General features: G+C 54.2%; 19 protein-coding genes. 8 read left to right on the top strand and 11 right to left on the bottom strand.

The window, feature by feature from the left end:
• Positions 1–79 precede the first annotated feature (79 nt).
• Complete coding sequence (locus tag APU02_RS08170) at positions 80–949, top strand: LysR family transcriptional regulator (protein WP_042282955.1); 870 nt, start codon at positions 80–82, stop codon at positions 947–949.
• Here the strand turns inward: APU02_RS08170 and APU02_RS08165 are convergent.
• Entirely contained in the window at positions 946–2,163 is a 1,218-nt protein-coding gene (locus tag APU02_RS08165; protein WP_060569755.1) for an MFS transporter, read from the bottom strand. The two genes, APU02_RS08170 and APU02_RS08165, sit on opposite strands and share 4 nt — an antisense overlap.
• A 170-nt stretch (positions 2,164–2,333) precedes the next feature.
• Entirely contained in the window at positions 2,334–3,470 is a 1,137-nt protein-coding gene (locus tag APU02_RS08160; protein ID WP_060569754.1) for an alpha/beta hydrolase, read from the bottom strand.
• 172 nt (positions 3,471–3,642) lie between these two features.
• Here APU02_RS08160 and APU02_RS08155 point away from each other — a divergent pair, with 172 nt between their 5' ends.
• Entirely contained in the window at positions 3,643–4,527 is an 885-nt protein-coding gene (locus APU02_RS08155) for a LysR family transcriptional regulator (RefSeq protein WP_060569753.1), read from the top strand.
• A 137-nt stretch (positions 4,528–4,664) separates the two neighbouring features.
• Here APU02_RS08155 and APU02_RS08150 read toward each other — a convergent pair whose 3' ends face one another.
• Positions 4,665–5,453 (bottom strand): PhzF family phenazine biosynthesis protein, encoded by a 789-nt coding sequence (locus APU02_RS08150; protein WP_060569752.1) that lies wholly within the window; start codon positions 5,451–5,453, stop codon positions 4,665–4,667.
• A gap of 194 nt (positions 5,454–5,647) precedes the next feature.
• Between APU02_RS08150 and APU02_RS08145 the strand changes: the two genes are divergently transcribed.
• Entirely contained in the window at positions 5,648–6,844 is a 1,197-nt protein-coding gene (locus tag APU02_RS08145) for a sugar transporter (RefSeq protein WP_060569751.1), read from the top strand.
• 56 nt (positions 6,845–6,900) lie between these two features.
• Here the strand turns inward: APU02_RS08145 and APU02_RS08140 are convergent, their stop codons facing one another.
• A complete protein-coding gene (locus APU02_RS08140; RefSeq protein ID WP_042282942.1) occupies positions 6,901–7,566 on the bottom strand; it encodes a MarC family NAAT transporter in 666 nt (221 codons plus the stop codon).
• A 257-nt stretch (positions 7,567–7,823) separates the two neighbouring features.
• Here APU02_RS08140 and marR point away from each other — a divergent pair, with 257 nt between their 5' ends.
• The 3 genes from marR to marB are packed head-to-tail and all read left to right on the top strand — an operon-like array spanning position 7,824 to position 8,910.
• Positions 7,824–8,258, top strand: coding sequence for a multiple antibiotic resistance transcriptional regulator MarR (gene marR, locus APU02_RS08135; RefSeq protein ID WP_042282939.1), 435 nt, complete (start codon positions 7,824–7,826; stop codon positions 8,256–8,258).
• Positions 8,259–8,278: 20 nt separating this feature from the next.
• Positions 8,279–8,659, top strand: a complete 381-nt coding sequence (gene marA / locus APU02_RS08130) for an MDR efflux pump AcrAB transcriptional activator MarA (RefSeq protein ID WP_148365360.1) — start codon at positions 8,279–8,281, stop codon at positions 8,657–8,659.
• A 32-nt stretch (positions 8,660–8,691) separates the two neighbouring features.
• On the top strand, positions 8,692–8,910 hold the full coding sequence (gene marB, locus APU02_RS08125) for a multiple antibiotic resistance protein MarB (RefSeq protein ID WP_042282936.1): 219 nt from the start codon (positions 8,692–8,694) through the stop codon (positions 8,908–8,910).
• Between the two features lie 30 nt (positions 8,911–8,940).
• On the opposite strand, the gene APU02_RS08120 is transcribed toward marB, so the two are convergent.
• Positions 8,941–9,552, bottom strand: coding sequence for a LuxR C-terminal-related transcriptional regulator (locus APU02_RS08120; protein ID WP_060569750.1), 612 nt, complete (start codon positions 9,550–9,552; stop codon positions 8,941–8,943).
• Positions 9,553–9,880: 328 nt separating this feature from the next.
• Here APU02_RS08120 and APU02_RS08115 point away from each other — a divergent pair, with 328 nt between their 5' ends.
• Positions 9,881–14,008: an autotransporter outer membrane beta-barrel domain-containing protein gene (locus APU02_RS08115; protein WP_060569805.1), complete on the top strand. Its 4,128-nt coding sequence runs from the start codon at positions 9,881–9,883 to the stop codon at positions 14,006–14,008.
• A 40-nt stretch (positions 14,009–14,048) separates the two neighbouring features.
• On the opposite strand, the gene eamA is transcribed toward APU02_RS08115, so the two are convergent.
• Positions 14,049–14,948 (bottom strand): O-acetylserine/cysteine exporter, encoded by a 900-nt coding sequence (gene eamA, locus APU02_RS08110; RefSeq protein ID WP_060569749.1) that lies wholly within the window; start codon positions 14,946–14,948, stop codon positions 14,049–14,051.
• Positions 14,949–15,153: 205 nt separating this feature from the next.
• On the opposite strand from eamA, the gene ydeE reads away from it, so the two are divergent.
• Entirely contained in the window at positions 15,154–16,341 is a 1,188-nt protein-coding gene (ydeE, locus tag APU02_RS08105) for an efflux MFS transporter YdeE (RefSeq protein ID WP_060569748.1), read from the top strand.
• A gap of 16 nt (positions 16,342–16,357) precedes the next feature.
• Here ydeE and urtE read toward each other — a convergent pair whose 3' ends face one another.
• Genes urtE through urtA form a run of 5 tightly spaced genes read right to left on the bottom strand, consistent with a single transcriptional unit; the run spans position 16,358 to position 21,827 of the window.
• A complete protein-coding gene (gene urtE, locus APU02_RS08100) occupies positions 16,358–17,056 on the bottom strand; it encodes an urea ABC transporter ATP-binding subunit UrtE (RefSeq protein ID WP_042282932.1) in 699 nt (232 codons plus the stop codon).
• Between the two features lie 9 nt (positions 17,057–17,065).
• Positions 17,066–17,863, bottom strand: coding sequence for an urea ABC transporter ATP-binding protein UrtD (gene urtD / locus APU02_RS08095; protein ID WP_042282931.1), 798 nt, complete (start codon positions 17,861–17,863; stop codon positions 17,066–17,068).
• Complete coding sequence (gene urtC, locus APU02_RS08090; RefSeq protein ID WP_060569747.1) at positions 17,863–18,936, bottom strand: urea ABC transporter permease subunit UrtC; 1,074 nt, start codon at positions 18,934–18,936, stop codon at positions 17,863–17,865. The genes urtD and urtC overlap by 1 nt, the downstream gene beginning before the upstream one ends.
• Positions 18,936–20,510, bottom strand: coding sequence for an urea ABC transporter permease subunit UrtB (gene urtB, locus APU02_RS08085; RefSeq protein WP_060569746.1), 1,575 nt, complete (start codon positions 20,508–20,510; stop codon positions 18,936–18,938). Before urtB ends, urtC begins: the two co-directional genes overlap by 1 nt.
• Before the next feature lie 45 nt (positions 20,511–20,555).
• On the bottom strand, positions 20,556–21,827 hold the full coding sequence (gene urtA, locus APU02_RS08080) for an urea ABC transporter substrate-binding protein (RefSeq protein ID WP_060569745.1): 1,272 nt from the start codon (positions 21,825–21,827) through the stop codon (positions 20,556–20,558).
• Positions 21,828–21,997 lie beyond the last annotated feature (170 nt).

Genomic DNA, 21,997 nt, shown 5'->3' with positions numbered 1-21,997 from the left:
TTTATCATCATCATGGACGCGTTTACTCTTTCCTTAAAATGAATAATATTGAGCAGGGTATTCACAAAATGAGAAAACTATGGACCTGACGCAACTGGAAATGTTTAACGCAGTGGCCGAAACGGGCAGTATCACGCAGGCTGCGGCCAGGGTGCATCGCGTGCCGTCGAACCTGACCACCCGGATACGCCAGCTTGAAGCCGATCTTGGCGTCGATCTGTTTATTCGCGAAAACCAGCGCCTGCGTCTTTCTCCCGCCGGGCATAACTTTTTGCGCTACAGTCAGCAGATCCTGGCGCTGGTCGACGAGGCGCGAATGGTAGTGGCAGGCGATGAACCGCAAGGCCTTTTTACCCTCGGTTCGCTGGAAAGCACCGCCGCCGTGCGCATTCCGGCGACGCTGGCGGAATTTAACCAGCGTTACCCTAAAATTCAGTTCTCGCTGGCGACCGGCCCTTCCGGAAAAATGCTTGACGGCGTACTGGAAGGTCACCTTAACGCCGCGTTTATTGACGGTCCCGTTCCCCACCCGGGACTGGAAGGCATTCCTGTGTATAAGGAAGAAATGATGGTGGTCGCGCCACACGGTCATCCGCCGGTATCGCGCGCCAGCGATGTCAATGGAAGCAACCTGTTCGCCTTCCGCGCCAACTGCTCGTACCGTCGGCATTTCGAAAGCTGGTTTCACGACGACCAGGCCATGCCGGGCACAATCCATGAAATGGAGTCATATCACGGCATGCTGGCCTGCGTGATCGCCGGTGCAGGGATTGCGCTGATCCCCCGCAGTATGCTGGAAAGTATGCCCGGTCATCACCAGGTGGAGGCATGGCCGTTGCCAGAAGAGTGGCGGTGGCTTACCACCTGGCTGATATGGCGGCGCGGCGCCATGACGCGCCAGCTGGAGGCGTTCATCACGCTCCTGAAAGGGACATCAACGCCGGGTTAGGGGGCAGTTTGGTTAAGGTGATTCTTTGTATCTGTGTTTTGGCGGGATGTGAGAACTGTCATCACTCCCGCCCCAAGAAGTAACACTGCGCTCAGGAAAAAAGTACTTTTCCATCCCATACTGTCGAACACAAGCCCTCCGACCGTTGAGCCAAGCGCAATTGAGAGCTGGATGACAGCAACCATGAGACCACCACCCGCTTCAGCATCTTCGGGCAGCGTTCGCGCTATCCATGTCCACCATCCCGTTGGCGCTGCCGTGGCAAACATCCCCCACAGGCTTAGCAATAAGGCAACTGTCCACGGGCGTTGTCCGGTCAGAAGCAATAAGCCGACAATGATAGCCATAAGTAACGGAATGGTGATTAATGTCGGGTAAAACCTGGCATTGAGGAAGGTTGACACGAGCATGGTGCCGATAAAACCAGCCACGCCAATGGACAGCAAAATCAGGGAGAGACCGGAAGTATTAACTCCGGTCACGGTTTCCAGAAAAGGCCGCACGTAGGTAAACAGGGCAAACTGCCCAGTAAAGAACAGCCCACAGGCTAGCAGACCCACGGGTACAACAGAAACGCGGAACAGGCGCAGCACAGACCTCTGCGGTTTTTGTTCTTTCGCGCTTTCCATTGATGGCAGACTGACGCATTGCCAGATGAACGCGGCTATCGCAAGGGGGACAAGGCACAAAAAGGCGCCTCGCCAGCCGATGTTTGCCCCCAGGTAGCTACCAAGCGGTGCCGCCACAACGGTAGCCAGCGCGTTTCCGCCGTTAAATATCGCCAGGGCGCGGGGAACCTGGTGGTACGGCACTAACCGAATCGCAGTTGCCGCCGACATTGACCAGAATCCGCCAATGACGATACCAATCATCCCCCTCCCCAGCATATAAATCGGATAACCGGGCGCCAGTGCAATAGTAATTCCTGATATAGCCATCAACACTGTCAGCCCCAGCAGAAGATATTTACGATTCAGATCTCTGGCGAGGCGAGAAATCGTCAGACTGGTAAGCACCGCCAGTGCGCCAGAGATGGCAATACCTTGCCCCACCACCCCCTCCGTAACATTCAGATCGCGGGCTATGGGCGTAAGCAGGCTGACTGGCATAAATTCAGATGCAATGAGCACAAAAACGCAGAGCGTCATAGCAAAGATACCGCCCCAGTAAGCATGTGGTTTTGAATATGACGATGCAGGATTTAATACAGACATTATTAACTTCTCTTAATCACGTTCCGGGTAATTTCACGCACAGTAGGTATGCCGTTATTCAAGGAATAACGCCATCAAACGAGAGTGAAAGATGACATATTATTTTGAGTATCAGTCAGTTAAAAACCATCCGCCTATAGCGGATGGCCCGGCAACGTGTGCTCAGTGGATTATCTTAAGTTGGTCTTAAAGAACTGTTCAAATTTAGCAAATGGGATCTTACCCGCAGCGTTGTCGTATAAATCTACATGGTTTGCATTCGGAATAATCACCAGTTCTTTCTCTTTGCTGCCGATAGCCTTAAAGGCATCTTCCGCAAAATAGCGTGAATGGGCTTTTTCGCCGGTCACGATGAGTGTCGGGATAGTCACTTCATTGGCGTAACTCAGCAGTGGCATATTCATAAACGACAGAGGCATTGTCGCATTCCATGCGCCGGTTGAATTGACCGAACGCTCATGGAAACCACGCGGCATGCGGTAATAATCAAAGAATTCTTTTAAAACCGGGTTCGAATTAGCAGGCAAGGTTTCCGGCAAAATACGCTCAGAAGTGGTTGCCAGGCCCTTCTCGTCGACATAAATATCATGTCCGCCGGGAGCGACAGTGCCGTTTTCGGCGTCTTTCCAGCGCTGGGCATTCAGATACTGCAATACGGTACGACGATCGGCGGTCGTGTAGCGGTCTTTACCCTCCCCCACGCCATGCCCCATCGCGCGGCTCATGTCATACATAACACTGGTCGCCACCGCCTTAACGCGGGTATCCATCGCGGCATCATTTAAGGCCATGCCGCCCCAGCCGCAAATTCCTAGCAGGCCGATACGGTTGCGATCCACCTCTTTTTGCAGCCCCAGGAAATCAACCGCCGCGCTAAAATCCTCGGTGTTGATATCCGGCGACGCGACGTTACGCGGTTGGCCGCCGCTTTCGCCCGTATATGAAGGGTCGAAAGCCAGAGTAATAAATCCCTTTTCAGCCAACGTCTGAGCGTACAGGCCACTGGATTGCTCTTTGACCGCACCGAAAGGTCCGCTTATGGCAATAGCTGCCAGCTTACGCTCGCCGCGCTCTTTCGGCACGTAAAGGTCCCCAACTAAAGTGATCCCGTAGCGGTTCTGAAAGGTCACCTTACGGTGATCGACCTTGGTACTTTCGGCAAAGGTTTTATCCCACGTATTGATAAGCGAAACGGGGCTGTTAGGGTTGGATGTGTCAGCATAACTCATCGTCGTTACTCCACTTAATGACGCACATAGCAGCATGGCGGGGATCGTGGCCGTTAGTTTTTTGGTGAAAATGGTCATCAAAATACTCCTGAAAACGTTTTAGAAAACAGGTTTCATACGGACAACTCTGCTGTGCTTTGTTGCAATGCGAATATTATAATCAGCATAATTAGTGCTGATTAGAGGCTAAAAATTGCTAAAATTAATACCATATTGTTATGAATAGTGATGATGTTACGAGGGTATAAAGGTGGCAAAACGAGAAAACTACAACGATCTCTACCTTTTTATGCTGGTTGTTCGGGAAGGGAGTTTTACCGCCGCAGCAAAGCGTCTTGGCCTGGCGCAATCAGGAATAAGCCGCTCTGTACGTGAACTTGAAGATCGGCTGGGTATCCGACTTCTTGTTCGCACGACACGGAAATTATCGTTTACCCATGCCGGTGAGCAGCTCTACCGCACCGTCGAGTCAGGATTCGATGCACTTGATATGGGGCTTGCCACGCTGGCCCACTACCGCCAGACTCCATCGGGTTTAGTGCGCATCAATGCCAGCCAGCACGTTATCGATAAAGTGCTCTTGCCGAAGCTTGCGGTGTTTAAGCAGCGCTACCCTGATATCAGGCTGGAACTCATCAGTGAAAGTCGGTTTGTAGATATCATTACAGAGAGGTTCGATGCGGGCGTACGTCTGGGGCCAGAAGTTGGCAGCGGCATGATTGCAGTGCGCATCTCTCCCGATATGGAGATGGCCGTTGTCGGTGCGCCAGAACACTTTCGTCGCTACGGGTTTCCGCACACCCCGGAGGATTTAGTGGTTCATCCCTGCATCGCCTACCAGTTCGGCGACGGCAGTTTGTATGACTGGGAACTCCATCAGGAGGGTAAAAAAATCACCCATCGGCCACAGGGACAATGGGCTTTCGCTGACAGTTATATGGAAGCCAAAGCCGCCAGACTAGGATTAGGGCTGGCTTATGTCCCCGAAGAACTGGTTTCCGATGATTTAGAATCGGGGACGCTCATCAGAGTCCTACAACGTTATAGTCAGCGTCTGGAAGGATCATTCCTCTATTATCCACATCGTAATGTGTCGCCTGCTTTACGAGCGGTGATTGATGCCTTGAGAATTTAAGGGGTAAAGAGGATATTTAACACAAGGCCGGGACATGAACGGGTGAATAGCGTCCGTATTTGGCGCACAGTGGAAAGTAGAAGGGTCAAAAAACAACCTTAACGTACGATCATTTTCGATATCCAAACTGACCCCGGTTAACCCGTTATAATCTTACCCGTTAAATACGTTCTCGCCTTCCCGCCCATCAGTACCCGATCGTTTCGCCACTCGCAGCGCACGTCGCCGCCGCGAGCGGAGACCTGACGGGCGAGCATTTGCGTTTTATTGAGCTTTGCGCCCCAGTACGGAATGAGCATCGTATGCGCAGAGCCCGTGACCGGATCTTCCCATACCGCCTCGCCAGGGGAGAAAAAGCGACTCACAAAATCATATTCGCCGTCACCTGCCGCGGTTACCGAGACTTTATGTTCGCCGGGTCGCATTGCGCCAATCGCCGGGGTGAGCGACTCCACCTGTTGACGGCTTGCCAGCTCAATCATCCAGGCGCGTCCTTTGCGGGCGTGGAGATACTGTTCTATCCCCAGCGCGCGAAGCATTTCCGGCGGCGGCGTCTGTTCTTCGGTCGCGCCAGCGGGAAAGTCCAGTGTTAACCATTCGTCGCACCGCTCCACGGTCAGACGACCGGAAAGCGTATCAAAATGAAGTTTACCGTCAGGATAATTAAGGTGACTGAAAATGACATGCGCGCTGGCAAGCGTGGCATGGCCGCAAAGATTAACCTCATTACGGGTGGTAAACCAGCGCAGGGAAAAACCGCTTTGCTGGCGGACGATAAAGGCGGTTTCCGATTGATTATGCTGCTGCGCCATCTTCTGCAGGATGGCGTCAGGCAGCCAGTCATCAAGCAGACAAACTGCCGCGGCATTGCCCCCAAATGCGCTATCGCTGAACGCATCAACCAGATAAAAATCAATCTCTTTCATGCCTTTGCCTCGTCCGTCTTTGTTTTCTTGCAAAGTGGCATAAATACAGAATATTCACAAGCGTCGATCTCTTTAGTGTGACAACGTCACTTATCCAGTAAAAGGAGATCTGAATCACAAAATGATTGTCTTTTCGCCAATAAACGTTTTAAGATCGCCTTCTCATCCTTTCGCAACTAACCCGACTCATTTCTATGACAACTCACACTGTTTCCCGCAAGGTCGCGTGGCTACGGGTAGTTACGCTTGCCATTGCAGCGTTTATTTTTAATACCACGGAATTCGTCCCTGTCGGTCTGCTGTCTGATATCGCGCAGAGCTTTCATATGCAAACCGCCCAGGTCGGGATTATGTTGACCATCTACGCATGGGTCGTGGCGCTGATGTCGCTGCCGTTCATGCTGCTGACCAGCCAGGTCGAACGACGCAAGCTGTTAATTGGTTTGTTCGTGTTGTTTATTGCCAGCCATGTCCTGTCGTTTCTGGCGTGGAATTTCACCGTGCTGGTGCTTAGCCGTATCGGTATCGCCTTTGCGCATGCGATCTTCTGGTCGATTACCGCCTCACTGGCGATCCGTCTGGCCCCCGCCGGGAAGCGCGCGCAGGCGCTGAGCTTAATCGCCACCGGCACCGCGCTGGCGATGGTGCTTGGCCTGCCGATCGGACGCATTGTCGGTCAGTATTTTGGCTGGCGTACCACATTTTTCGCGATCGGTATGGGCGCGTTGATCACCCTCGTTTGTTTGATAAAACTGTTACCGACATTACCCAGTGAACATTCCGGCTCGTTAAAAAGCCTGCCGCTGTTATTTCGCCGGCCGGCGCTGGTGAGCCTTTATCTACTGACCGTTGTCGTGGTAACCGCTCATTATACCGCTTACAGTTACATTGAACCGTTTGTTCAGACCGTCGCCGGGTTGAGCGCCAATTTCGCTACCGTGCTGCTGTTGGTGCTGGGCGGAGCAGGCATTATTGGCAGCGTCGTGTTTGGTAAGCTAGGCAACCAGCACGCGTCGGCGCTGATTAGCGTCGCCATCCTGTTGCTGACGGTATGTCTCTTGCTGCTGTTGCCTGCGGCGGGCAGCGAAATGCATCTCGCCGTCCTGAGTATTTTCTGGGGGATTGCCATTATGGTGATTGGTCTCGGGATGCAGGTAAAAGTGCTGGCGCTGGCGCCCGATGCCACCGACGTGGCGATGGCGTTATTCTCTGGCATCTTCAATATCGGCATTGGCGCTGGCGCGCTGCTGGGCAATCAGGTAAGCCTGCACGGGTCAATGTCGTCCGTGGGGTACGTCGGCGCCGTCCCGGCGCTGGCCGCGCTGATTTGGTCGATCATCATCTTTCGGAAATGGCCTGTCTCGCTGGAAGAACAACCTCAGCATAGCTGATAAAGCGTGAATCCGTCCTGACCGGAAGGACCGACCAGGACGGTATGACGTGCGCATTAGGGGTAGGTTTTAATAATTTCCAGAACGCCGTTAATTATAAACTGCACGCCCATACAAACCAGCAAAAAGCCCATCAGGCGGGAAATCGCTTCAATACCGCCCTTACCCACCAGACGCATAATGGCGCCGGAACTGCGCAGACAGCCCCAGAGGATCACGGCGACGGCGGCAAAGATAATGGGCGGCGCAACGGTAATCACCCAGTCCGGGAAATCGGCGCCGTGGCGTACCGTGGATGCCGAACTGATGATCATCGCAATCGTTCCCGGACCTGCAGTGCTCGGCATTGCCAGCGGCACAAAGGCGATGTTAGCGGTGGGCTCATCAACAAGCTCTTCCGACTTACTTTTCGCTTCTGGCGATTCATGCGCCTTCTGCTGCGGAAACAGCATCCGAAAACCAATAAACGCCACAATTAACCCACCGGCAATACGCAGACCGGGAATGGAGATGCCAAACGTATTCATCACCAGTTGACCGGCATAGTAGGCCACCATCATGATGGCAAACACATAAACCGAGGCCATCAGCGACTGGCGGTTGCGCTCTGCGCTGTTCATGTTTCCGGCGAGGCCAAGAAATAACGCTACGGTCGTTAACGGATTCGCCAGCGGCAGAATCACCACCAGCCCCAGTCCTATCGCTTTAAACAACTCCATCATAATGGCTTCAGTTCCTGTTTCGATCGTCTGGCGGCAAGTATAAGTGGAAACCCGTCTCCTTCGCCATTCCGCGGCTGTAAGCATTCATGAGCGTCAAAAACTCATAATGTCTAATTATCATTAACATATTCGAATGTGATTTAGATCACGCAAAACGGCTTTTAGCAAATCGTGTGATCGGCCAATTCATTCGTTTGACTTATAGTTGCCTGGGCAATATTATCTGCCGTAACTAAATACTTGCCAGGGCAACCATTGTGAAAAGCACCAGTGACTTATTCAACGACATCATTCCGCTGGGTCGCTTGATCTACATGGTTAATCAGAAAAAAGATCGCCTGCTGAACGAGTACCTCTCGCCGCTGGATATCACGGCATCGCAGTTTAAGGTGCTTTGCTCGATTCGCTGCGCAGGTTGTATCACCCCGGTTGAGTTGAAAAAAGTGCTGTCCGTCGATCTTGGCGCGCTAACGCGAATGCTCGACCGTCTGGTCTGTAAAGGCTGGGTCGACCGACACCCTAACCCAAATGACAAGCGCGGCGTGTTGGTCACACTGACCGAGCACGGCGCGGCAATATGTGAGCAATGTCATCAATTAGTAGGGCAAGACCTGCACCAGGAATTAACAAAAAACCTAACGGCTGACGAAGTGGCAACGCTTGAGTATTTGCTCAAGAAAGTTCTGCCGTAAAAACAAAAAGAGGTATGACGATGTCCAGACGCAATACTGACGCTATCACCATTCATAGCATTTTGGACTGGATCGAAGATAACCTGGAATCGCCGCTCTCACTGGAAAAAGTGTCTGAGCGTTCAGGTTACTCCAAATGGCACCTGCAGCGGATGTTTAAAAAAGAGACCGGCCATTCGTTAGGTCAGTACATCCGCAGCCGTAAGATGACGGAAATAGCGCAGAAATTAAAGGAAAGTAACGAGCCGATTTTATACCTGGCCGAACGTTACGGTTTCGAGTCGCAGCAAACGCTGACCCGGACCTTCAAAAACTATTTCGACGTTCCGCCGCATAAATACCGTATTACCAATATGCACGGGGAATCACGGTATCTGCACCCGCTAAACCATTGTAGCTAACATCGCCTGTAAACGACGTAATCGAGGAAATCATGAAACTGTTGTCTTCTGTAATGCTGGCCCTGCTGCTGGTTATTTCCGGCCAGAGCGTTGCAGAGCAACCTGCCCAGCTTTCGACATCAGATAATCGCGACACGATGCTGATTCCAACCGCTCAGGAACAGTCACCGTTCGATCTGAACCATATGGGCACGGGAAGCGACAAGTCCGACGAACTGGGCGTGCCTTATTACAACCGGCACCGACTCTGATTCGTCTTGCCCCGCCTGCGCGGGGCTTTTTTAGTCCTTCTCCTCAATCTTGTGATACAGTCCAGCCAGATTCTCCACCGCGAATTTTTTGTAGATATTCCTGCGATGATGGCAAACAGTCTTTTCGCTCAGATTAAACTGTCGCGAAATTTCTTTATTCTTCTTACCAAACATGATGTAAGGCAGCAGACTCACCTCTTTTTGTGACAGCTGGGCTTCCTTTTCCAGATGATACAATTTCATGTTTTTGGTAATGACGATTTTTTGATTTCCTTCTTTAAAACTCTCCAGAAAGCTGCTGATTTTTTTGATCACAGCCTTACAGTCGATACTGAATTCCGAGATTGAATTGATAATAATATTATCAATGGTGCTTTCGTAGCACCGCTCACGGGTAATCAATACGATATAACTCTCAGGATAGTGAGATTTAAAATCGAACAATTCACTCAACAGTTGGGTATTGCTTTCGCCATAGTCCACAATAATGGCTTTGATCTTAGCAATACTTTTTTTGTGAATCTCGCGAATATGATTAACATAGCGGACTTCTGAAAATGAATGATGCTCTCTTCTGATTTCTTCAATAATATAGCCAAATCCTTTCTTAAAGTATCCACACGATGTGATAACAACAATCACGTTTCCATTCCTTTGACATGGTTTTTATAAAACTATTTACAGCATATTTTAAATGGCCCGCAAATCAGAAGGCTCCCGGCAGTATAAGATAATTCTTAATCCCGGAGTAACAAAATGTGCTACCACGCACAGTTTTGGTGATGAATTTAATTTTAAGCACCATATAAAACAAAGCGTTATGCAAATATTAGGATTTTTCTTAAGTCGTAATCTGACGTCCTATATCACTCATTCTCGTCGTTTGCTAAATTTCGAAATGTAACTAAGGGTAAATAGTTTCCTGGTTCACTACTTTTCAAGGTTCCTCAGCAACTGGATGGCAAATATTATGGAAAATAAATTAAGCCTTACCCCTCTGGCTAAAAGTATTAGCCTGATTTTCGGCAGTAGCATGGTGCTTTTTGCCGCGCCCGCAGCTGCTGATTGCACAACGTACACGGACGGGATCTGTAATTTGAAAGAATTTCAGATGACCTCCCCTGTTAAGCCGACACCGACTGCCTGGTATTTTACGCTGCCTACCCAGGAGGCGGCCATCAATGCCCAGGCACAAACACAAAACGTCTATTTCGCCAGCGGTACATCATCGCGTAGCGCAAACGACATTCAGCATCTGGTCGTCGATGGCGCAAATTTAAGCGGTTATTACATTAACGCCAGTAAAAATGGTACAGCGGGGATTCACCTGGTAAATAACGCTACTGTTGACTGGCTGGAAGCGGGCGGGAGTCTCACAAATAAAACCAACACGATCATCACGGTGGATAAATCCACATTGAATGGCGCTAATGCGAATACGGATTATGACGAGACGCAGAAAGCGCCCCAGCGCAGTAAATATTACGCCCGCGGTTCGGCGATCTACCTCTCGTATTACGATACCGGCGATAACACCATCGACATCCGCAACGGCAGCGTGCTGAATGGCCGGATCCTGACCGGCAGCGCAGGAAAAAATAGTATTTCGGTCAGCGACAGTGCGATTAACAAAGGCAATATCAACGTCGCCTACGCGAAAGACGATATCACCATTGCCGTAGATAACAGTGCGATCGATACCCGCGATGCAGCAATAGCTAATGAAAATGCGATTATTATTTCCGGCGGCAATACCGATAAAACCAACAGCGTCACGCTGAAAAATAAAAGCCAGCTAACCGGCTCGCTGAAAATTGCCGCGACTGGCGATCTGAATACGGTGACGGTTGATGACAGCACCCTAAAGGCCACCACTGCCGCAAATGCTATTGATATCGCCAAAGGTAAGACCCTCGACCTGACGCTGGCAAACAGCCAGGTGACAGGCATAACCGCACTGGCCGCCAGCGACCGTCTCAACGCAGCGCTGACGGCCAGCCAGATGACCGGCGATCTGCTGTTGAACACGGCTACAACCACTTCCGTCGGTCTGGTGGGCTCCGTGTTGACCGGTTCTGTTAACGCCAGCGCGCTTAGCGGCGAAGTGGATCTGCTGCTTAAAGACAGCCAGATCTCAGGCGACGTGACGTTAAAAGACGGGGATATTGTGCGTGGCAATGTGATTCTCGATAACGCCCAGGTCGGCGGACAGCTATATGGAAACGCCAACAGCACCCTGACGCTCATGGAATCGATGACTCAACTGCAGGGCGATAAATTCAGCCGCTTCGGTAAACTCAATGTGCGCGCCACCACCACCCTCGGCGGCGGTTTTAGCGACAATAACGTTGGAACCCTGCTGGAGGTAACAGGTGGCGTGATTAACGCGCCCGTGGCCCTCACCGCCGGCAAACTGATTTTTAACCAGGCCAGGCTGATTGCCGATTCCCTCTCTTTGCGCGACAGCGCGTCGCTGGAGTTGACCCAAAACAGCCAGCTGGAAACCCACTCCAGCCAACTGTTCAGTACTGTCGCCAACGTTGATGGCGCAACGCAGTTTAATGAGACCGGTAGTCGCCTGACCCTGAGCGAGAGTACCCTGACCCTGACTGACGACACCTACCAACTTGCGTGGCTGAAGTCGGTTAACCAGTTGCTTGGCAGTCAGTCCAACGCCTCGCTTGTCATGACCGGGCAACTGATGAATAACGACTCCGTCACCGGCGAAGCGACAGTGACTGACGCCGCCACCGCCGGCGCAGTTCTCGCGAACGTCGACGTCGTGGCGGACAAAAACCGGGTCGTTGTCGGTAGCGCACAGGCGATGTCAAACCAGGAAATCGCTGTCGCCAACAGCTTTGGCGCCGCCAGTCTGCGTCTTGAAGGCGCAGGCGATGCTTCCGTCGCTATCGTTGGTGGGAAGTCGTTAACCCTGACCGGCGCATCTGGCGGCTCGCTGATCAGCGTGGCGGGTAATCCCGACGCGGAGGTTAACGTTGACGTGGAAAGCGGAAGCCTGAATCTCGGTACGCTGGCCACCGCGAATACCACTGATTACCTTCGCGGACAGCTTAATATTGGTCAGGATGGCGCGCTGAACGTGGTGTCCGGCGATCATACGGTCACCAGCGCCGCCGCGTCGGGGATCGTCAGCCAGGGGGAAATCAGTATCGGGAATCAGGCTGTACTGCACGCGAACGTCGAGCTGGTCGGCAGCGGCGCAATGGCCGTTGACGGTACTCTCGACGCCGGGAAACTTCTCGCCACCGCCGACACTGACGGACTCAGCCAGGCGAAAATCTTTGTCGGTCACGATGCTGCTGCGGGCAAACTGATTGCCAGCGAGGTGGATCTCCACGGCGCCAGCGTTTTCATCGACCCTCAATGGCAACAGAACGCCACCATCGACACGGCGTCTCAGGCCGCGTTTGGCGGGGAGAACGTTAACGGTCGTCTGACGGTCGGGCAAAACGCGTTGCTGGTGCTGGGCGACACCCGCCTGCAACCGGCGATCGATGACTTCGCCAGCACCGGGCTGGCATGGTCGCCAACCGGCGTCACCGCAGCGCTGGCTGTCGCAACGCCGCAAACCCTCATCGCCTCTCAGGGGGGGATACGGGTGGACGGTTCGCTCAGCCAGCCGTCCTCTGACTATGCCGCAACGCTGAACCGGGCGCAGTTTGGCGAACAGTCACTGCTGATGGTGAACAGCGAAAGCACAACGCGCGGTAACGCCGCGTTGAACGCCACCGACGGCAACCTGGACGTGGCCTCCTCAGCGCAATTGTATGTTAAAGACGCCAAAGCGAATCAGCACTACACGATTGCGCACGGTTTCAGCAACATTGAGATCGCCGGTTCCGGCTGGCAGGACAATAACCTGATCCTCAATAAACTGCTGAGCGCGAAGACCACCTGGCAGGAAGGCGATGTGATTGTCACCACAGTCGCAAAAGCGGCCCAGGACGTACTGCCCGGCGTGGTGACAACACATGCGCTGGATACCATGATCGCTCAGGGCATCAACGACACGCAAAGTGGCGCTGCGGGTTTGCGCTTCCTTTCACAGGCGGTAGAAAGCCCGCAGATTGGCGTCCAGGAGGTGGTTAACACCGTTAACAGCGCCGCGCAACTGGCCGTCGCCGCAGGGGTTCAGGCCACGACGCTGGCAACCGGACTTGCCGCTTCCCGGACGATACAGCAACGCATGTCGCTGGCCCATCCTGAATTCGCCGCCGGAGACGGTACCGTCTGGGTCCAGGCCCTCTACGGCAACCAGCGGGCGCGCGACTTTTCTGCCGGACAGGCGGACTATGGCTTTGATACCGACTACTACGGCGTGATGCTTGGCGGTGAAGGGTCCTGGGACTCCGCGATTGGACCAATGCGCACCGGGATCGCCGCCCATGCCGGTCGTGGTAACACTGATTCTTCCGGCGACTTCAACACCACGCATAACGACTTCGATTTCTGGGGCGTTTCGCTGTACCAGAACTGGCGTCGTGATGCGGTTAACGTCACCGCGGATATCGGCTTTAGCGCGAACAGTAACGATATCGAACAGGATCTGCCCGGCTGGATGAATCAGGGGCGCAAACTGAATGGCGATGTAGACTCACAGTTGCTGACCGCAGGCTTAACCGCCGAGTACCGCGTTGAAAATCAGGTTGTGGATGTCATTCCTTATGCAGGCGTACGTTACAACCAGCTTAAAACCAAAGGCTTTACCACCCGGAACGCGAATCATGAAGCGGTCTTTAAAACGGACGAAGAAACCCAGAACATCTGGCAGTTCCCGGCGGGGGTAAAATTGAGTAAAACCTTCGCCCTGGATTCAGGATGGGATCTGTCCACCCAGGCGGATGTCGCGGTCATCACCCGTGCAGGCGATACCCATTCTGACACCCGGATCCGAGCCAAGGGCATCAGCGCGACAGACGCCATTACGGCGAACATCACTGATAAAACCGCCTTTGCCGGACAGTTAGGCATGACGCTGCATAAAGGCGATATGGCCTGGGGCGTGGGTTACGGCGCCAATGTGTCTGACCATAGCAGCGATCAGAAAGTGATGGTCAGTTGGCAACTGACGTTCTGACCGGTAAGCCGCATGGAAACATGCGGCTTTTCTGCGTCTGCTATCCCCTGACCTGCGCGATATTGCGCCAGCGAAAACCAAACACGTTAATGTAGAGTCCCGCCATAATCAGCACCGCGCCCAGGCATTGCAGTCCGCTTAACGTCTCGTCAAGCAATACCGCGGCGCTCGCCAGGCCAACCACCGGCACCAACAGCGACAGCGGCGCCACGCGCCAGGTTTCATAACGCCCAAGCAGCGTGCCCCAGATACCGTAACCCACAATAGTGGCGACAAACGCCAGGTAGACCAGCGACAGGATCGTCGTCAGGTCAATGTCGACGAGGCTCTGGATCATGTGGGGCGCGCCATCAAGAAGTAATGACGAGACAAAGAATGGCATAATCGGAATGAGCGCGCTCCATACCACCAGTGACATCACTGGCGGTCGCGACGCATGCTGCATAATCTTTTTATTAAAGATATTGCCGCAGGCCCAGCAAAAGGCTGCCGCCAGCGTCAGCATAAAGCCGAACAGCGCCACGTGTTGACCGTTGAGGCTGGCTTCAATCAGCACCAGCACGCCGAATACAGCAAGCGCGATCCCGGCGATTTGCCTGCCCTGTAAACGCTCGCCAAAGGCAAACGCGCCGAGCACGATGGTGAAAAAGGCCTGTGCCTGCAGCACCAGAGACGCCAGCCCGGCAGGCATACCAAAATGGATGGCGCAAAACAGAAACGCGAACTGGCCGAAGCTAATCGTCAGACCGTATCCCAGCAGCAGCGAGAGCGGAATGTTAGGCCGCGCAACAAAGAAGATCGCAGGAAAAGCCACCAGTAAGAAGCGTAACCCCGCCAGCATCAACGGCGGCATATTGTGCAGACCCACTTTGATCACCACAAAGTTAAGTCCCCAGACCACCACGACCAGTAACGCTAACAGTCCGTCTTTTCGCGACATACCACCGCCCTGAAATATTAAATTTTTGTAAACAAGTTAAAGTAACGTAAAACATTAGCACGCAACAGATCATTAATTCTGGTAGGGATAACCGTGCACGATCGAACAATTTATCCGCTATACATCACATTTTTGCCGTGCTATTCCTTAAAAGTCATTGAGCACAAAAATATAACGAAACGAGAACCCACTGTCGGGCATAGACATGAACAAAACGCTAAGACGATCCACCCTGGCTTTACTTGCTTCTTCCCTGTTACTGACGATTGGTCGCGGCGCAACGCTGCCCTTCATGACCATCTATTTGAATCGCCAGTATCATCTGAGCGTGGACGTGATCGGCTATGCCATGACCATTGCGTTAACCATCGGCGTTATCTTTAGCCTCGGTTTTGGCATTCTGGCGGATAAATTCGACAAAAAGCGCTACATGCTGCTGGCAATCTCCGCCTTTGCCTTCGGTTTTATCGCTATACCGCTGGTACATAACGTGGTGCTGGTCGTGCTGCTGTTCGCGCTAATTAACTGCGCTTACTCAGTGTTTGCTACCGTTCTGAAGGCCTGGTTTGCCGATAACCTGTCACCCGCCGCGAAGGCGAAGATTTTCTCGCTTAACTACACGGTACTGAACATCGGCTGGACCGTCGGGCCGCCGCTCGGCACATTACTGGTGATGCAAAGCATTAATCTGCCCTTTTGGCTTGCCGCAGTCTGTTCCGCCTTCCCGCTGGTGTTTATACAGCTTTTGGTTAACCGTTCGACCGCGCGCGCTGAGGCAGATACCCGCGTGGCCTGGTCGCCGTCTGTACTGCTCCAGGATAAAGCCTTGTTCTGGTTTACGCTGTCAGCGTTTCTCGCGTCATTCGTCAGCGGCGCATTCGCGTCCTGTATCTCTCAGTACGTCATGGTGGTCGCAGACGGCGATTTTGCGGAGAACGTGGTGGCTGTCGTCCTGCCCGTTAACGCGACGGTGGTTGTCGGTTTGCAATATGCCGTTGGCCGCCGACTGACGCCCGGCAATATCCGCCCCCTGATGGCTTTCGGGACCGTCTGCTTTGTCATCGGTCTCGCCGGTTTCATGATCGCCGGCGAAAGTCTCTTGCTTTGGGGGATCGCCGCCGCAATCTTCACCCTTGGCGAAGTCATTTATGCGCCGGGCGAATATATGCTTATTGATAACATCGCGCCGTCGGGCATGAAGGCCAGCTATTTTTCTGCGCAATCGTTGGGCTGGCTCGGGGCGGCGGTCAACCCCCTCGCCAGCGGCGTGATCCTAACAACCTTCCCCGCCTGGACGCTGTTTGCTGTGCTGATGGTGGCGATCGTCATCGCCTGGGCGCTGATGCTGAAAGGCATGCGCGCCGGACCATGGGGCCAGCCTGCGCTGTGTTAATGACCTGCGGGCGGTATCAGATAGCGACCAGCCCGCGCACCCCCTCCGTTTCCATGTTTTCTCCGCGCCCGCGCTGAATAATACTGCCCCGCGACATCAGCAAATACTGATCCGCCAGTTCGGCGGCAAAGTCATAAAACTGTTCGACCAGCAGTATCGCCATATCACCACGGCGCGCGAGCTGGCTGATGACCTGACCGATCTCTTTTATCACCGAAGGCTGGATACCTTCCGTGGGCTCATCGAGGATCAACAGTTGTGGACGACTCGCCAGCGCGCGTCCGAGTGCCAGCTGCTGCTGCTGTCCGCCGGAGAGATCGCCCCCCCGGCGATGCTTCATCTCATGCAGAACCGGAAAAAGCGCATAGATATCCTCCGGTACCGTTCTCGCCTCGCGCCCTGAAAAGCGGGAAAGTCCCAGTAACAGATTCTCTTCCACCGTCAGGCGCGGGAAGATCTCTCGCCCCTGCGGCACATAGGCCACGCCCGCCTGCACCCGCTGATGCGGCTTGCGATGGGTGATGTTTTTTTCCTGCCAGGTGACTGTACCGGTGCGCGCCGGGATCAGCCCCATCAGGCATTTCAGCAGCGTCGTTTTACCCACGCCGTTGCGCCCCAGCAGACAGGTCACTTCGCCGATTTTCGCCTCGAAGGACACGCCGCGCAGGATATGGCTTCCACCGTAGTATTGATTCAGTTCATTTACCTGTAGCATTTGCGTTCCTTAGCGTCCGAGATACACATCAATGACCTGTTCATTGGCCTGCACGTCGCGCAGACTGCCTTCCGCCAGAACGCGTCCCTGATGTAGCACCGTGACGCGATCGGCAATGGTTTCGACAAAGCCCATATCGTGTTCCACCACCATCAATGAATGTTTTCCCGCCAGCGTCCGGAACAGTTCCGCGGTGTACTCCGTTTCCGCATCGGTCATACCTGCCGCGGGCTCGTCGAGTAATAGCAGGTGCGGCTCCTGTACCAGCAACATGCCAATCTCCAGAAATTGCTTTTGTCCATGAGAGAGCCGCCCGGCGTGACGCCCGCGTTCAGTCCGTAACCGCAATAGCCCGAGCATTTCATCGATCCGATCATGTTGTTCGCTGTTTAGCGTGGCGCGCAACGACGCCCACACCGATTTATCGCTTTTCATCGCCAGCGCCAGATTGTCCGCCACCGTCAGAGCTTCAAACACCGTGGGTTTCTGAAACTTGCGGCCAATACCCTGGCGGGCAATGGCGATGGGATCCAGCGTCGTCAGATCCGTCGACTGGTCATACAACGCTTTTCCGCTTTGGGGCCGCGTTTTACCGGTAATTACGTCCATAAGCGTGGTTTTTCCTGCGCCGTTGGGGCCGATAATGCAGCGCAGTTCTCCTACGCCAATGTTCAGGGTGAGATCGGTTAGCGCCTTAAAGCCATCAAAGCTGACGTTGATGTTTTCCAGCTGTAATACCGGGTCGGTTTGCTGGCGATAGCGATCGCCCGGCACCTGGCGGGTGAAAAGCCCTTCGTCTGGCTGCATTATTTTTCTCCTTTACGAAACAGGCCAATCACGCCGCGCGGTAAAAACAAGGTGACAACAATGAAAATTAACCCGAGAAACAGCTGCCAGTATTCCGGCATGATGACGGTGAACAGGCTTTTCGCCCCGTTAACCAGTACCGCGCCAGTCACCGGCCCAATCAGCGAACCGCGTCCCCCCAGCGCAACCCAAATGGCGGCCTCAATGGAGTTGGTTGGCGACATTTCGCTGGGGTTAATGATGCCGACCTGTGGCACGTAGAGCGCACCGGCCAACCCGCAAAGCACAGCGGAAAGCGTCCAGACCAGTAGCTTGAAGCCCTTCGGATCATAACCGCAAAACATCAGCCGATTTTCTGCGTCTCGAACGGCGGTCAGGATGCGCCCAAATTTACTCCGCGCCAGCGCGAATCCCAGCCACAGCGACAACACCAGCAGAAGCACCGTCGCCAGAAACAGCCCAATTCGCGTGCTGGTGGCGGTGATCGGCAGTCCCAACAGGGTCGTGAAGCCAGTAAAACCGTTGTTGCCGCCAAAGCCGGTTTCGTTACGAAAGAACAGCAGCATCCCGGCGAAGGTCAACGCCTGCGTCATGATCGAAAAATAGACGCCTTTGATCTTCGATCGAAACGCAAAGTAACCAAAGATGAGCGCCAGCACGCCCGGCGCCAGCACCACCAGCGCCAGCGCCCAGGCGAAATGTTGCGTTCCCCACCAGAACCACGGCAGCTCGGTCCAGGAAAGAAAAGACATAAACGCCGGTAATCCCTCCCCGGCGGCCTGGCGCATCAGGTACATCCCCATCGCGTACCCGCCCAAGGCAAAGAAAATTCCGTGTCCGAGCGACAGCATACCGGCATAGCCCCAGACAAGATCCAACGCCACCGCCACAATCGCATAGCAGAGGATTTTGCCGGCAAGCGTAAGCGTCCAGACGGATATCGCCAGCGGGTGGTCGGCAGGCAGCAGCGCCAGAAACGGCAGCGTCACCAGCATTAGCAGGACAAGCGAACCTGTCACGAGGCTGGCGCGCGGCGCTTTGCGCGCCAGCGTTAAGGTCATTGGCATAGTCATTAGTCAGCCACCCTCCCTTTTAAGGCAAACAATCCCTGGGGTCGCTTCTGGATAAACAGAATGATCAACACCAGAATGACGATCTTCCCGAGCACCGCCCCCATCTGCGGTTCAAGGATCTTATTAAATACTCCGAGGCCAAACGCCGCCGCCACGCTGCCAGCAAGCTGACCAACGCCGCCCAGCACCACCACGAGAAAGGAGTCGATGATGTAGCTTTGCCCCAGCTCAGGCCCGACATTACCAAGCTGCGACAACGCCACACCGCCCAGGCCGGCAATGCCCGATCCCAGACCAAACGCCAGCATATCCACCCTGCCCGTCGGGACGCCGCAGCAGGCCGCCATGCTGCGGTTTTGCGTCACCGCCCGCACCCGTAACCCCAGCCGCGTTTTAGCGAGCAGCAGCCAGGTAAAGACCACCACCAGCAGCGCAAAGCCAAACACCATTATCCGGTTCCACGGCAGTACGAGGTTCGCATACACCTGCACGCCGCCGGACAGCCAGGCCGGATTCGCCACTTCCAGGTTCTGTGCGCCAAAGGTCATGCGCACCAGTTGGATCAGCATCAGGCTAATACCCCAGGTCGCCAGCAATGTCTCCAGCGGACGACCATAAAGATGGCGGATCACCCCGCGTTCGAGAATCATTCCCACGCTGGCGGTGAACAGAAAGGCTACCGGTAACGCGACGAGCGGATACAGCGCCAGCCACTGCGGCATGAACTGCGCCATCAGATGTTGCACCATCCACGTACAGTAAGCCCCAAGCATCAGCATTTCACCGTGGGCCATATTGATTACCCCGAGCAGGCCATAGGTTATCGCCAGGCCGAGGGCCGCCAGCAGTAACACCGAACCTAATGACAATCCCATAAACGCCTGCCCGAGCAGTTCGCCTGTCGCCATACGATGCTGAATCCGCGTCACGCTCTCAGTTGCCGCTTCACGTACGCTGGCGTCAGGCTCGTGCGCATGGTCGGTAAAGGGTTGCAAACGCGCCTGCATTTCCGGATCGCTGGAATCGCCGAGCAGCGTAATGGCCTGACGACGAACGTCCGCGGAAGGACTGGTCAGTTGTAGACTCGCCAGCGCGACGGTCAGACGCGATGTCACAACGGGATCGCTTTCTGCGGCCAGACGCTGCTGGATAAGCGGCAGCATGGCAGGCTGCGCGCCGCGCTGTAGCGCTGTGGCGGCGGCGCGCCTTTCCGTGACACTGTCACTTATAAGTTGATGTGTGGCCAGCGCGCCAGCCACCAAATTACGCAACCGGTTAGTCAAGCGCAGCTTTTTAAGTGTGCCGGTTGGCGTACTGGCTGCGCCCAGCGTCGTCAACTGTGTCCCGTTTTGCGTGAAAGCCTGTTTTTTGCTGTCAAGCAGCACACTTTCCTTGCTTAATGCCGCCAGCAACGGAAGCCGCTGCGGTTCAGGCGACGCCGTCCACTGCTCCAGCAACTGCGCCTGTTGGTTACGGCTGGCGGCGACAAACGTGTCGGCATCGCTGGCCTGAACCAACCACGGCATCAACCCCAGCGCCAGCACGACACCGTGAATAAAGCTCATGGCTTTCATGTCCTGTTCTCCCGTTATCCTGCCCTCCCGCCGGAGGGCGTCGTCTCAGTTACTCGCCGTTTTCACCGGCTGCTCTGATTTTTTATCGTTACCGGCAATGAAGGGACTCCATGGCTGGGCGCGGACCGGTTCTTCAGTCTGCCACACCACATTAAACTGACCGTTGTCTTCGATTTCGCCGATCATCACGGGCTTATGCAGATGATGGTTGGCGGCATCCATCGTCAGGGTAAAGCCTGATGGCGCCTGGAAGGATTGTCCTGCCATCGCCGCACGGACCTTATCAACATCGGTCGTTCCGGCCTTCTCAACCGCCTGCGCCCACATGTGCAGGCCGACGTACGTGGCCTCCATCGGATCGTTTGTAACGACCGTCCCGGCGTTCGGTAAATTGTGCGCTTTCGCGTAGGCGCGGTAGTCGGCGACAAACTTCTGGTTTACAGGGTTATCGACGGACTCGAAATAGTTCCAGGCGGCAAGGTTGCCGACCAGCGGCCTGGCATCGATACCGCGCAGTTCTTCTTCACCAACCGAGAACGCCACAACCGGTACATCGGTCGCTTTCAGCCCCTGATTAGCCAGTTCTTTATAGAATGGTACGTTTGAGTCGCCGTTAATGGTGGAGACCACCGCCGTTTTGCCGCCAGCGGAGAATTTTTTGATGTTGGCAACGATAGTCTGGTAATCGCTGTGACCAAACGGGGTGTAAATCTCTTCGATATCTTTATCTGCCACCCCTTTTGAATGCAGGAAAGCGCGCAGGATCTTGTTGGTGGTACGCGGATATACGTAGTCGGTACCGAGCAGAAAGAAGCGTTTAGCGCTACCGCCATCTTCACTCAGCAGATACTCGACGGCGGGAATAGCCTGTTGGTTAGGCGCGGCGCCGGTGTAAAAAACATTCGGCGACATCTCTTCGCCTTCGTACTGTACCGGATAAAACAGCAGGCCGTTGAGTTCTTCAAACACCGGTAACACTGACTTTCGGGAAACGGAGGTCCAGCAGCCAAACACGACCGCCACCTTATCCTGGCTCAGCAACTGCCGCGCTTTTTCGGCAAACAGCGGCCAGTTGGACGCCGGGTCGACCACCACCGGTTCCAGTTTTTTCCCTAATACCCCGCCTTTTGCGTTGATTTCCTCAATCGTCATCAGCGCAACGTCTTTCAAAGGGGTTTCCGATATCGCCATAGTGCCGGAAAGCGAATGCATAATGCCGATTTTAATGGTGTCGGCGGCCTGGACGCTGAAGCTAAGCCCCATGGCAACCACCGAGGCAGAGAGGGCAAAAGCTTTAAGTAATGTACGACGCTGCATAGTTTCACTCCTGAAAAGAAAGATGCTGTGCGATCCGACAAACAAAACGGCGCAAAAATGACGTTCAGGAGGAATAAGGCAAAAAAGATGCCAGAACGGCGAAGGAGAAAAAAACGCGCTGAGTGGCGCGATATAAAGGGGTAATGAACCACAATGGCACAGCGCTGCAT

Source organism: Citrobacter sp. 50677481, assembly GCF_001463265.1.
Classification (GTDB): Bacteria; Pseudomonadota; Gammaproteobacteria; order Enterobacterales; family Enterobacteriaceae; genus Citrobacter_A; species Citrobacter_A sedlakii.
This window is presented reverse-complemented; position numbering and strand designations above follow the sequence as displayed.

Excerpts from the sequence above, each read along its gene's own strand:
- eamA (WP_060569749.1), bottom strand. The coding sequence starts at position 14,948 with ATGTCGCGAAAAGACGGACTGTTAGCGTTACTGGTCGTGGTGGTCTGG.
- APU02_RS08145 (WP_060569751.1), top strand. The coding sequence starts at position 5,648 with ATGACAACTCACACTGTTTCCCGCAAGGTCGCGTGGCTACGGGTAGTT.
- APU02_RS08160 (WP_060569754.1), bottom strand. The coding sequence starts at position 3,470 with ATGACCATTTTCACCAAAAAACTAACGGCCACGATCCCCGCCATGCTG.
- marB (WP_042282936.1), top strand. The coding sequence starts at position 8,692 with ATGAAACTGTTGTCTTCTGTAATGCTGGCCCTGCTGCTGGTTATTTCC.
- urtE (WP_042282932.1), bottom strand. The coding sequence starts at position 17,056 with ATGCTACAGGTAAATGAACTGAATCAATACTACGGTGGAAGCCATATC.
- marA (WP_148365360.1), top strand. The coding sequence starts at position 8,279 with ATGTCCAGACGCAATACTGACGCTATCACCATTCATAGCATTTTGGAC.
- urtB (WP_060569746.1), bottom strand. The coding sequence starts at position 20,510 with ATGAAAGCCATGAGCTTTATTCACGGTGTCGTGCTGGCGCTGGGGTTG.
- urtD (WP_042282931.1), bottom strand. The coding sequence starts at position 17,863 with ATGCAGCCAGACGAAGGGCTTTTCACCCGCCAGGTGCCGGGCGATCGC.
- ydeE (WP_060569748.1), top strand. The coding sequence starts at position 15,154 with ATGAACAAAACGCTAAGACGATCCACCCTGGCTTTACTTGCTTCTTCC.
- APU02_RS08150 (WP_060569752.1), bottom strand. The coding sequence starts at position 5,453 with ATGAAAGAGATTGATTTTTATCTGGTTGATGCGTTCAGCGATAGCGCA.
- APU02_RS08140 (WP_042282942.1), bottom strand. The coding sequence starts at position 7,566 with ATGATGGAGTTGTTTAAAGCGATAGGACTGGGGCTGGTGGTGATTCTG.
- APU02_RS08115 (WP_060569805.1), top strand. The coding sequence starts at position 9,881 with ATGGAAAATAAATTAAGCCTTACCCCTCTGGCTAAAAGTATTAGCCTG.
- urtC (WP_060569747.1), bottom strand. The coding sequence starts at position 18,936 with ATGACTATGCCAATGACCTTAACGCTGGCGCGCAAAGCGCCGCGCGCC.
- APU02_RS08165 (WP_060569755.1), bottom strand. The coding sequence starts at position 2,163 with ATGTCTGTATTAAATCCTGCATCGTCATATTCAAAACCACATGCTTAC.
- urtA (WP_060569745.1), bottom strand. The coding sequence starts at position 21,827 with ATGCAGCGTCGTACATTACTTAAAGCTTTTGCCCTCTCTGCCTCGGTG.
- APU02_RS08170 (WP_042282955.1), top strand. The coding sequence starts at position 80 with ATGGACCTGACGCAACTGGAAATGTTTAACGCAGTGGCCGAAACGGGC.